Origin of the sequence: Legionella sp. km772, from assembly GCF_003989735.1 — a bacterium.
Classification (GTDB): domain Bacteria; phylum Pseudomonadota; class Gammaproteobacteria; order Legionellales; family Legionellaceae; genus Legionella.
In genome coordinates, this window is sequence record NZ_RZGQ01000087.1 from 1 (window position 1) to 12,515 (window position 12,515).

Sequence of the window (12,515 nt, forward strand, 5' to 3'; positions counted from 1 at the left end):
TTGATTTTTTTGATGCAGTGTAATAATTTCGCTTTTTGGTCATTCTATTCCCCTCTTATATTAGAAGAATAGCTCTTAAAAATACCTTTTTTTCGTCTAAAAATCCGCGCCTATATCAGAACATTAGCCATTTCTAACTCTCTTTTTGTAGGCTCACGAGGTTCGGTAAAATAAATACACAAGGTACCTAGAATTAAATCATCGCTTGTGTGGACTGGGAAAGACCAACAGGCACGGCAATTATGTTTACGTGCTAATAGTCTTAAGTCCTTCCAAGCAGGATCGGATTCAATATCCGGAGTAATTATTGGTTCGCCCGTTTTCATTATTAAAGACCAGTCCACAAAATGAGGTCCATCAGGGAATAATTTAAAAATCTGAGGATATTCTTCTTCAAGCCTTGCGGATGGATTAAAAAACTCGTTATGTGTAGGTATCAAATAAAAAGCTGCCGTGCCACTCCCTTTTGTTTGCAGAATTACTGTGTCAATCAGTGTTCGTAGTGAATGCTCTAAAGGTTTTCTCCTCATGGCGGAATGAAAGGCCTCTTTCTGGCTTATTAGCCACAGATTATCTTCCATCATAGCTATTCGTTCATAAAATTGCCCCATTAAAGCAGCGGATTGATCGAGTAATAAATTCAATAAAGAAAGCTCGCGCTCAGATGGCTCATTTTCGATTTTCCAGTGAATCGAAAGAACACCTAATAACTCCTTGGAAGAGGAAAATAAAGGGCTTAATAATACCGAGCATATTCCCGCTAAGCGATACGCACATAAAAGATTGGGAGTTAACAATAAGTGGGAATCTTCAATATTTAATACAAAAGTGCTCTTTGTGTCATTCATCGCTAAAGCGTAAGAATTTGAATCGTCGAAAGTGACGCATTTCAATAAGTTAGCAGCGGACTCTTCAAAACCAAGAAAAGCGGATAGCTTTAAACTCTGTTTATCTGGAATGTAAGTATGAAAAGTTACGTAATTTGCCTGCATTATAGTAGATGCTGTTTTAATAATTAGGTTATGAACCTGTTTAATTTTTTCTTCTGCAATCAATTCCCTATTAGTTTTTCGGTGTAATTTTGCATCGAGTAATGCGTCTGCTTGTGTTTTATTTAAATTTTCATGCTCCGTAACTAATTCTCTTAACCCTTGAATATTAAAGGTTTGAAATACTTTAAGTTGCTTTTGATAAAACTGATTCTTGATGTAATTGCTTAAGTTTCTCAAGTAAGGCTTCTAAATGAGAAGAACCTTTTTTCATTTTCTTCAAAGAGATATTTTTATATTTTCTTGGACGCACAATAACAGATTTTCTCATAATAATGCTTATTTCCTCAGGAATTAGCCTCGCGTTTCTTTCATAACCAATCTTTGCTGCTTATGGCGTGTTGAGCCGAATAGCCCAAGCTACAGGTGGCAAGAGCATTTGGCTTCGTGCTTTATGGGTAGCCCCTAGGTTGGGCCGTTCGGCCCAACAATGTTATTACCAATCGCAATGATAAACTTTGATGCTTGACCTATCAGAGCTAACTCTGAATAAGCAGTAGCAAGATTTCAAGGTCATTCCAACAAATAGGTAAATTGAACCGTTTGCAACTAGCTGACTGAGCTATTTTTATAAAATTTGTGCTCAAATAAACTAATGGTGTAGATTTGTAGATTTGTAGATTTGTAGATTTGTAATGGTGATGCTTAATTAAACTGTATATAGGCTTATGAGCTATGTCAGCCATCAGAAGCGGGAACTCTAACACGGTTCAGTATACTCTCTCTTAAATATTTAGCCAGCATTTTGTTTCAATTAAGATCAATACTCTTGAAGACTTATTGGGTGACAGAGGCTATTGAGCGAGAGAGGCAAATCAAAGGCTGGTCAGGAAAAAAGATGCAGGATCTGATTAATTCATTGAATCCTGAGTGGGACGATTTAGATTGATCGTTATGTTAGAGATTGTGCCACTGCAGGGAGATCCCTCGCTGCGCAAGGGATGACTTGGGGAGTTACGACTTATGTTCATTCCCCTTTCTCCTTTACCCCTGCAGTCCAAAGAGCCTAGGCATTTTAGACTCTCCCTCAGGAAAAGGGTTTAGTTTTAATTTCATATTTACACTCCCTATCATCTTCCCTACCTTGACCAACATCGCCGGAAAAAAAGCCAAGCGCTGCGATTGGATTTTTAACCTCAGTAGCGTTAGGGGATAAGATACGCAAAAGCTCTGTAATTTCATTCTTCACGCCAGCATCTGAGGAGCTGGCAAACACTTTGTTTAATACATCCATCCCCCCCTTTTCACGAATCTCTTTTTGATTGTCTGCGTAATTCTCTGCCAATGTCTTGACTGCTCGCACAACTGTCTCTTGAACCTTAGGGGAAACAGGAGTGGCCAAGACGTTTATCAAAGCGTTAATTCCGCCCTGTTCAAGAATCCTTTGTTTATTCTCAGGACAACCACAGGAGAGAATTTTTATCAGCTTGGATGCATATTCCTGCACGCCAATACAAAGAGAATTAACCAAGATTTTTATAATGACGTCTAACCCAACGTTTTTCTCCACCCTCTTTTGATTTTCAAGACAGTTTTCTGACAAGTATACTAGTGCAAACAAAACCCTTTGGTGCGCCCAAGGCAAAGTATAATGAGTCAAAACTTTGATTAGGAGCTCTATCCCCCCTTTTTCACCAATCTCTTTGTTATGTTCAGGCCTAAAGCAAGATATTTGGCCAAGTGTTTGCGCAGCGTATCCCTGGATACTAAGCGAAGTATGATTTGCCAAGACTATGAGCAAGGAGTCTATTGCATCGCTATTAAGTTTGCTATCCCTATTTTTCCACTCGAGTGAAAACATGCTAAGAATTATCGCAGCTTGCTGCTGCATCGCTACGGATGAGGAATTGGCTAGCGCGGATATATAGAGTTCTATTCCTTTTTCTGCGTGGTTTAATTCGCACTCGGTGAGAAGATAATTAAGCAACTCAATAATTTTGTCCTTGATAGGATATTCAGCACCATCCAAGGCCTGCATTAACCGCTCGATAAGCTTTAATGGGTACCAATAATTATTAAATGAAGGCTGACTTGCCAGAGCACGCAAAACCCGTAAAGAAACAAGCCTTTGATGAAGCGTGGATTCAGGTGAGTTAAGGCAGTCAACATAAGCCCTTAACAATACCGGCACATTACCAGCGGGGTATAAATGAATTTTAGCAAGCTCTTGCCCTGCTTGTATTTCAATCACCAGCGCATCAGCACTTAAATGACCATCAAAACAAAAGGGTGAAGGCAACAGGCAAAGTACTAGCCCCTGTCTTTTTAGTTCTTGATTCAGCAATAAAAAAGAGATAGTTCGCTGGTTTGCATCCGTAAAAATATGAAACATTTCAAGTTGCTTACAAAGCCAGGCGATGGCATGTATTTTTTTTACATCATCATCCCTTGCCTGACGAATGGCTCTCTCATATTCGCTGAAAATTCGTCATGTTTTATCCACAATATCCGAGTACAGAGTGAATTGGCCACGGACTTTAACCCCGTCATCGAACAATTCAATTAACCAGCTTTGGAGCTTCGCATTTTCTTACTTTGCTGCTTGTTCGCAATGAGGTAAATGTCTATTACCATATTGAGATCTCCCCATCAAAGGAATACTAGTGCTTAGCTTAAAAATGCTTTGATTTTTTTTATTGAATACCCGACCATAAGTACCCTCAGTGGATAAATAGGTTATTGCTGCATCATGCAAGTCAATGAACGACGCTAAGGTTAGCGGCTTAGCAACACCACGAGTCATAAAAGACCAGCCGTTTAGCATGCCCGCAGCATAACCAGGTTCACCTTGATCAAAAATTAAAGGGTTGTTATCGACTTGCTTCTCATAATCTATTCATAAACGCCAGAGTTCTTCTTCCTTAATACCCCAAAACTGAGCCAAAGCCTTTTTTTGTTGTGTCCTATTGTGGGGATCTGCGGGTAGATTTTTTGGCGAAAAAGAACCTTCTTCTGAAAGTGCTTCACTGGCGGGTAAGTGTACACTCAACATCGCTATGCTACTAGCTGCGCAAGCAGCATTAATATTTACTTGTAAATAAGTTTTTAAGTCGACCCCAGTGAATTCCTTGAAACGTAACAGAACTTCTTTGTTGGCATGCTTAACAAAAATAGCTAAATCATCCCATTTTTCCAGCGCAATTAACCTGCATAGCCTAATTGCAAATAAAGAATCCAGCGCCTTTATAATAGCACCAGAAGGGTCGCTACTAATTTCTTCTTTACTCGCTCTTGCCACAATCTCCAAGCTCAGTTCTTTCAACCTAGCAGCCGACTCCGGCAAACAAAAATACTCCAATAAACTATCAACTATCTTTTTTCTTTCCCCTTCAGTACCTGCGACTGACAAAGACAGAAGCGCTCGCAAAGCAATAGCGCTGTCTTTATCTGCTGACAAAGAAGCATATGCTGATACCTGAATTAAAACCTCAATCATGCTTTTTTCACGAACAATCGTTCCACTCTCCCGGTAATTTGCGGACAAAATCCAAAGCAGGTCCAAGGCTTTTCCTTGAACAACCTCAGAGGAAGGATGTGCTAGTAGCTTAATTAGGTTCTCAATCCCCCCCTTTTCACTTAGCTCTTTTTGATTTTTAGGACAATTTTCAGACAAACGACAAAGCGTTACTAAGGCGTTTTCTTGAGCCACTCTGTCATCAAATAAGCTAATTTGCTCTAGTAATGCATCGACATTGTCTGTAAATTCTGCTTGCATGGAATGAATCCTGATTTAAAAAATTAGACGATATTGTATTTATTATACCTTAAGGTATATATAATGAGCAATAAGGATTTTCCGAATCAAAAAATCATCCTGAAGCATTGCCTCTGGCACGAGAAGAAGAGAAGGAGGACTTAAGTTTTAGAGTCTTAATTGTATAGCGGAAATCTATGCCTAGTAATTTTTGATTACACTAGCTTTTTTTGGGCGCCATCAATCAACATTTTGCTTATTTTTGGATGTACTCTTAAAAGCCGCGGCACTTCTTATATTCGCCTCGATCCTTTCGCCTGAGCAATGCCATCAGCAGGATTTAATGGCCATTGATGTTTAGGATAACGTATCCGTAACTCTTTACGGATTTCTGAATAACCATTTTTCCAAAAACTTTCTAGATCGCTTGTTACCTGCACTGGATGAAAATTCGGCCCTAATAAATGCAGGACAACGGTCACACTCTGAAATAATATTTTCGGCGTTTTTTCCCATCCAAACACTTCTTGGATGCGTACTCTAAGAAAAGGATGTTCAACCGTTGAATAATGAATAGGGATCATGCTACCACTGGGAACTTTTAACTTACTTGGAAGTTCATTTTGTAAAATACTACGCAAGGTTTCTGATATATTTAGTTCAAAAAAATACACTAAATTTTTTTTCAGTACGAGAGCCATTTTACTTTCACCGAAACATGCTTGTCTAAATACATCTAAGCAAAATGATTTTTTTAATGCATCTCCCTCGAAAAGACTCTCTAATTCATCTTGGATATGAGGAGGTATTAATGCTTTATGGAATCGTATAAATAAAATCTTTTGATACCACTGATCTAAATGTTCATTTTTCTTCAGTGTGTTCGCCCAATTGTCAGTTAATATATCAGGCAATTTTTCTGCTAGGTGTACAGAGGTGGCCAGCGAAAAACTCGGTTCTTCGATTGGTAAATCCCAAAGTGTTTTATATTCACGCTGATAAAATTGCGATTTTTCTGCTTCAAAAATGATGTCTCTTTTCTTTATGATGTGGTCGGAAAAGTGTTTGAGCAAAAATTCTTTATTTATCCCACTCGCCTGATTAATCAAAGTTTCTGCCTCGCCGCTTTCTTCAAAACCATTCAAGGCAATAAAAAACTCACTTCTTTTCACAAGCGTTCGATCTGACAATTTTACGCCACGTCCCCCGACCATCAATGCACGATCAGAGTTCTTGCGACGTCGACACAAACGATCACCAAAAGATAACATGAGGAGTAACTGTCTCGCTTCATCTTCTTCAAGAGAAGCAGGGGGCTCTGCCTTTTTTAATTTTTTAGCAAGCTCGAGAATCTGCTGATAACTTTGCGCGACCGTCTGTAAAAGTGTGAACTGACCTTCATGTGAAGAACCATTTTTTAGAAATTTATTGAATATTTTTAACCGCGGTGCAACATCACATTCATAATGCTCTGCTTGAAAATGATTCGCCCTTTCTTTCCGTAAAATATCGCGCTCTTGTAATAACGCTGCAATTTTGGCCGCCAGATCGATGCAATTGTTTTCTATACCTGCAATTAATAGTCTCCCCAAACGCAGAGGTAAGGGAAAGTCTAAAAGCTGGCGACCTATTGAGGATAATTCATTGTTAGTTTTGATTGCACCTGCCGCCTGTATGCTTAAGGTCGCCCGTTCAATGCTGACCCGAGGAGGTCTTTCAAACCATGAAAAACTCTGAAAATTCGAGATATGTTGATGTGCTAAAAAAAGTAAACTATCGCTTAAATCTGAGCATAGAATTTCGGGAATATTTGATTTCACAAATGACCGTTCATCATGCTGACTCCACATCCTGTAACAAACACCCGGAAATTGTCGTGCAGCTCTACCCGCACGCTGAATGGCACTCGCTAAACTAATTCGCGAAATCTCAAGGCGTGAAAATCCAGTACGTAAATCGTGCTTCATTATTTTTACTAAACCTGAATCTATGACCGTATCAACACCGTCTAAAGTAACAGAAGACTCAGCAATATTAGTTGCAAGAATAATTCTTTGTGCTGAAGATTTTTGCAATGCAATACGCTGTGCTTCTAGAGGAAGACTGCCATGCAACGTGATCACTTCTATTTTTTGGCTTTCTTTCCAATCAAGTAAGTTTTCTTTAGCACGGTCAATTTCTCGCACACCCGGTAAAAATACTAAAATATCTTTATCTGTTTGTCGCTGTGCTTCTTTGATGACTTGAGATAAATGCTCATAAAATTGATAATTAGGTGTTAGGAATTGAGTTGATTTTTGATAGCGTACCGTTAACTCAAATAACTTTCCAGGCACGGAAATGACAGGGCAATTACCCAAATATTCAGCAATTTTTTCTGCTTCGAGGGTTGCTGACATGACCACAATTTTAATAGGATGCCCTAACTGTTGTAATTCGCGTATTAATCCAAGTGTTAAATCAACGTATAAAGATCGTTCATGAAACTCATCTAGAATCACCATGTCTACATCATCTAACTCAGGATTATGAATCATGTGTCGTGCCAGTAAAGCTTCAGTCATGTATATTAATCTGGTTTTATGCGATGTTTTATTGACAAAACGGACTTGATAACCAACCTCCTCTCCAACCAGCCAACTATTTTCTTCTGCAACCCGATGAGCAGCAGCGATCGCTGCCATTCTTCGAGGTTCTAGCACTACTATTTTACCGGCTACAACAGAAAGCAACTCCGGAGGCAATCGAGTGGTCTTGCCAGCACCAGGTGCAGCTGTTATTACTAAATTAGGATGAGATGTTAGCTTCTGTAAAATATCATCTATAAAATCATCTATGGGTAAATGAGTTGAGCCTGCTATTAAAATGATTGTACCCTTAAATATATCTTGTTCTGCATGTAATCCTAAGCATCCTCTATAGCTTTTCTTCTAGATTTCGCACCCTGCAGTATGATTACACTCCGATTGTTTGACTCTTTATTGATTTTAATGCTTTTTCAATAGCTCATATCAATATAAGGCAAGCAAAGTATATCAAGAATTCCGTGCTCTATCGATCTCTATGCGAAAGCAAATCCCAAGAATCAACCGAAGCACGAAAGATCAATTTATTAACAAATAAAGAAACTTGAAGCCAACATGCGCCAGTTATCTCTATTTCAATAGAGCGCAATCATCGCCAAACAGATAGTCTTGTTTAATAATTTTTAAAGCGCATTCTGTTGAACTTTTCAGCGGTCCGTATTTTTGATTTGGTTTATGCGATAGACTCATCAAGCGCTCTGGCAGATTTGCATAACTTTAAGCGAGTGATTATAATTAATACATATAAAAGCCGGTTATGGGGTATTGTCATGGAACCTAAAACATCTCAAAGTTATGCTAAAACAGGACAAATTTTGAAAGATCATCCACCCTTGCAAAAACCAGCTGCCTCTGTGGGCAATGTTATTGACACGCCCCTTGAGGTGCTTGAGGAAAACCAAGACAAAAACATTCTGGTTGATACAGCACTTGAGGCCAAAAAGCAAAAAGAAATGAGAGACCTAGGGGCTGATGATACCGTTGCTGAAGTTGAGGAAGCAACACAGCTAAGAAATACCCTATAAGCACTTCACTAATCTTATTGCTAAAAGGGGTAGAGAAGTTTTTTCGGATTAATTCTTTATAGTTTTAGCCTGACATTGAGCACACAAGCCTTTTATCTCAATGGTACAATTAATAATTGAAAAATGAAAAGCATTCGCGGCTAGGGTGACCTCAGAAAGATCTAAGGCACATTCTAATTCTTTAGCAAAATCACATTCATTACAAATAAGAAATTGGGCCTGTCCGATATGATGACCGTGCAAACAAGCTACATAAGACTTAAGGCTATCGATACAATGAATAAATCCTTCTTGGTGCCAAAATTGAATCGCTCTATAGACGGTGGGCGGTTTGGGGTTGGTCATTTCGTTAGAGAGTTTACGTAAAATATCATAGGCACTGAGAGGTTTCGTTTCATTAACTAAGATTTTAAGCACGCGTTCTCTTGGTTCAGTAAATCGATGACCGTTTTTTATGCAGTGTTTGTACGCCTTATCCAGCAAATTCTGATTCATCAATTACTTTTTTACTTAATAATTTGTTAAGTATTTTATCATAGAATGCTTTTCAAAATAAAGGTTATAACAATCAGTGAAAAAAAAGTAGTCGTGAGCAAAGTTGAACTGAAAAGAACCAAATGCTCTTTTTAGTTTCCATCTAATGTTATGTTGTAACATTCGCAGATGTGTTATATTATATCACTTTATCATTTGATGATACATGCGTGGCAAAAGACGACCGCACTTAATTTATTTTGGACAACATCATAGAGCGCGTCACTCACTGCTGTTATAACGGTTTTTTCAACGATGAAAAAATTATTTCATAACGGATTTTGGCTAGATCAAATGCATGCTTGGTGCGCCTGCTGCACTTTATGATCTAGATTATCGTATAAAAAGAGGTCTAAATGCGTAATATCTATTATCGATTTTATCTTGCAGAATCACATGACGCAGAATTTACTAGCTTAAAAAAAGCTGTAACACAATTACCCAATCTCTTTACGCAAATTAAGGGACTCAAATTAAAACGTGTAGCAACGGATTTTTTAGGCCTCAATAAAAGTTTGAGCCTTTTATGTGAGACAGAAGAAGTATCCGCTACTCAGCAAGAGGAATTAAGAACCTGCTTATTAAAACAAGGGTTTCCCCTAACTGCAAAAGTAGATGTTGAATTATTTGAAGGTGAAGCGAGTACGCATGCCCACCATTCACATGGGCATGATGGAAACTGCCATGATGGACACTGTCACTCAGGTGACCACCACGGACATTCACACGACCATCATGGACATTCACACGACCACCACGGACATTCACACGACCATCATGGACATTCACACGACCATCATGGACATTCACACGACCATCATGGGCATTCACACGGCCATTCTCATGAAAATCATTGGTTACAGGCGGGAGTGGGTTTACTTTCAGGTGTCGCCTTATTAGCTCTTTCTATTTCTGGTCTTAATCTTTCCTTATTAGCTTACTCCCTTATTACCGGTATTTCCTCATTAACCACCTTATACCTTGGAAGTAGCGTTTATCAACAAGCCTGGCAAGCGCTACGTGCAAAAAAATGGGATATGACGACCTTATATGCAATAAGTACCTTAACCATTGTGATCGTATCTATTGTGAGTATTTTCGTTCCCAGTATGCCTATGATGTTTGAGGCCGCTCCTTTTGTTTTAGGTTTTTGGCATCTAGGCGAAGCGGTTGAACATACTTTAATAGATCAACTCAACCAAAAGCTAGATGTGCGTGATAGCTTATCGCCGGTAGTTTTACTTAAAGGCGACCCGGATAGGGAAATTTCCGTTAAAGAGTTAATTCCCAACGATATCATTACTATAAATAATGGTGATGTTATTCCCGTGGATGGAGTTTTATTAGAGCCAACCCTACTTTACACTACCTCTATTGATGGCTCTCCAAGGCTTAAAGATTTTTATCCTGGTGACAAAGTCAAAGCAGGAATGCGTTTGGCCGAACATATCCCCTCTTTAGAATTAAGGGCAACAAGTACCTATCAAAACTCCTATCTTTCTCTTATTGCCAAACATATCAATAAAGCGAATGATGAAAAAGCCCCTATTGAACTCTTTGCTAATAAAGTACTTCAATACTTTATCCCTGGTTTACTAGCACTTGCTACGGCATCAGGCATTCTTATTGGTACGTTTTTTGGACCTGCCCTTGCTCTACAATGTGTTATTTCGGTATTGGTGAGCGCATGCCCTTGTGCCTTAAGTCTTATCACACCTATGGCAGTTAAGATTGGGATGAAAAAAGCATCTGATGAAGGAGTTCGCTTTAACAATGGTAAGGCCTTACAAGCAGCAGCGGATATTGACACTATTGTTTTTGATTTAAATGGCACCTTAACTACAGGCCAAATTGAAGTTAAAAGTTTACTTGTATCGGATCCAAAATATTTAAAACATATAGCGCTTTTAGAAAGTAAATCCAAACATCCAGTAGGGAAAATAATCCTTTCACACATCCAAAACCAAAACCTGATGTTTATAGACAACAAGCTAAACATCACAAATGTGGATCAAAGCCATCATTCAGGTATTAAAGCTACTATCAATGGCGAAACGTTTATGATTGGCAATCAGGAAATGCTTTTTAGTAATGGTGTAACTACTATTAATGAGCCTTATGAAAATCATGAAAACGGTTCCATTTACCTAGTAAGAGGTAAAACCGTAATAGGACAAATTGCTTTATCTGATCCGCTCCGCTCAGACGCTATAGCCACTATTAAGCAATTAAAGCAATTAGGTAAATCCATTCATTTATGTACTGGGGCTGACCAAGCAACAGCGGAAGAATATGCAAAAAGATTAGGAATTAATAAGAAAAATATTTGTGCCAATACAGTAGGTGTAATTAGTCATCAGGGTGAAGTCTCAAAAACCAGTTATATTCAAGAGTTGCGGCGTAAAGGCCGTAAAGTGGCCATGGTTGGGGATGCGGCCAATGATGTAGCTGCAATTGCAGACGCCGATTTAGGGATTGCAGTAAAATCAAGCATTGGTGATATTATCACCGAAAAGCATGCCGGTATGGTCATACAAAAAGGTTATCTATTTCCCATAGCAACTGCCTTTGATGTGGGTAAAAAAACTAAACACAATATTTTCCAGAATCTATTTATAAGCCTTACCTTTAACTCAGTTGTAACCTTAGTTGCAGCCGGTTTATTTGTTGCTTTGGGCTTTACCTTAAATCCTGCCGTCGGGGTGGCCTTAATGGTTGTTGAATCAACTATTGTTTTAACTAATTTATTTCGGTTAAAGCAACAGAATGTTTTGTCTGCGACACAGAATAATGATATGAGCAAAGAAAATATACATTCCGATACGACAACGAACATGTTAAGATATTTCGGCTTATCACCACAAGCACAAGCAGAAGCCTCACTCACTAGCCCATCGCCAGCAGTTCCGATGTTTAAACGTACGCCCACCACAACTCAGACGCAGGACCATGAGGTTAACGATGAGCCTCGGGCGGCTTATTGTTAAAGGCTTATACTGCTCCAATTAGTTATGCGCTTTTCAATTCTCCCTGTACCTTAGAGACACTACAGGGAGAAAATTCTAAGCTCTTTAATCTTCATTATGTTCATAATAAAGTTCACTTTCACCTAAGATTTGATACGCCCCATTTACTTTTTCTACCGTGCGCCCATCTTCCGTCTTATAACGAGCAATATCAACGATACCCTGTTTATTGCTGTCAGACATGTCAATAGGAAAAGAATATTCAATAAGTTTGAGCACATGCCCGCTTTTAGATTGAGCCATAAATTGACGTGTCATTTCTTCCATGAAGCTACTCCTGCCATAAAGCTACACTCCCTAAACAAATGTTGGCTTCCTGGTCAAATTTTATTTGTTTAAGATTTTTGCTAAAATAAAGCCTATACCACCTGCAATAAGGATAGATGTAAGAGGCTTTTCACGAACCATTTCCAACAACTCCTCGGCCTGTTGTTGAATAGTCCCTTCAATTTGATTGACTTTTTGATTGACTGTCTCTTTTCCCAGGGGCTTTTCATGACTAGAAATGAACCAATTATTGTTCAGCTGTTTTTTAATCAACAGTCGACAAAAGATTCGGTAAATTTAGGCTGTGAGGCTTATTCGCTCTAAATGGTTAATAA

At 38.7% G+C, this 12,515-nt stretch carries 10 protein-coding genes; 2 read left to right on the top strand and 8 right to left on the bottom strand.

Annotated features, from left to right (window positions below):
• Positions 1-110: 110 nt before the first annotated feature.
• The 5 genes from ELY15_RS09680 to hrpB form a co-directional block, all read right to left on the bottom strand.
• Complete coding sequence (locus ELY15_RS09680; protein WP_199744204.1) at positions 111-1,229, bottom strand: GAF domain-containing protein; 1,119 nt, start codon at positions 1,227-1,229, stop codon at positions 111-113.
• Positions 1,230-2,076: 847 nt separating this feature from the next.
• The gene (locus ELY15_RS09690) at positions 2,077-3,381 is read right to left on the bottom strand and encodes a hypothetical protein (RefSeq protein WP_127099469.1); all 1,305 of its coding nucleotides are present in this window, start codon (positions 3,379-3,381) and stop codon (positions 2,077-2,079) included.
• A 198-nt stretch (positions 3,382-3,579) separates the two neighbouring features.
• A complete protein-coding gene (locus ELY15_RS09695) occupies positions 3,580-3,813 on the bottom strand; it encodes a hypothetical protein (protein ID WP_148111237.1) in 234 nt (77 codons plus the stop codon).
• Positions 3,814-3,885: 72 nt separating this feature from the next.
• Positions 3,886-4,764 (bottom strand): hypothetical protein, encoded by an 879-nt coding sequence (locus tag ELY15_RS09700; RefSeq protein WP_127099471.1) that lies wholly within the window; start codon positions 4,762-4,764, stop codon positions 3,886-3,888.
• A gap of 272 nt (positions 4,765-5,036) precedes the next feature.
• On the bottom strand, positions 5,037-7,628 hold the full coding sequence (gene hrpB, locus ELY15_RS09705) for an ATP-dependent helicase HrpB (RefSeq protein WP_127099472.1): 2,592 nt from the start codon (positions 7,626-7,628) through the stop codon (positions 5,037-5,039).
• A gap of 470 nt (positions 7,629-8,098) precedes the next feature.
• Between hrpB and ELY15_RS09710 the strand changes: the two genes are divergently transcribed.
• The gene (locus tag ELY15_RS09710; protein WP_127099473.1) at positions 8,099-8,353 is read left to right on the top strand and encodes a hypothetical protein; all 255 of its coding nucleotides are present in this window, start codon (positions 8,099-8,101) and stop codon (positions 8,351-8,353) included.
• Positions 8,354-8,401: 48 nt separating this feature from the next.
• On the opposite strand, the gene ELY15_RS09715 is transcribed toward ELY15_RS09710, so the two are convergent.
• Entirely contained in the window at positions 8,402-8,848 is a 447-nt protein-coding gene (locus ELY15_RS09715; protein WP_127099474.1) for a Fur family transcriptional regulator, read from the bottom strand.
• 395 nt (positions 8,849-9,243) lie between these two features.
• Here ELY15_RS09715 and ELY15_RS09720 point away from each other — a divergent pair, with 395 nt between their 5' ends.
• Positions 9,244-11,874, top strand: a complete 2,631-nt coding sequence (locus ELY15_RS09720; protein WP_127099475.1) for a cation-translocating P-type ATPase — start codon at positions 9,244-9,246, stop codon at positions 11,872-11,874.
• A gap of 84 nt (positions 11,875-11,958) precedes the next feature.
• On the opposite strand, the gene ELY15_RS09725 is transcribed toward ELY15_RS09720, so the two are convergent.
• Positions 11,959-12,180, bottom strand: coding sequence for a hypothetical protein (locus ELY15_RS09725; protein ID WP_127099476.1), 222 nt, complete (start codon positions 12,178-12,180; stop codon positions 11,959-11,961).
• Between the two features lie 60 nt (positions 12,181-12,240).
• Positions 12,241-12,453 carry a DUF883 C-terminal domain-containing protein gene (locus ELY15_RS09730; RefSeq protein ID WP_127099477.1) on the bottom strand — a complete coding sequence of 71 codons (213 nt, stop codon included), beginning with the start codon at positions 12,451-12,453 and terminating at the stop codon, positions 12,241-12,243.
• Between the last annotated feature and the right edge of the window lie 62 nt (positions 12,454-12,515).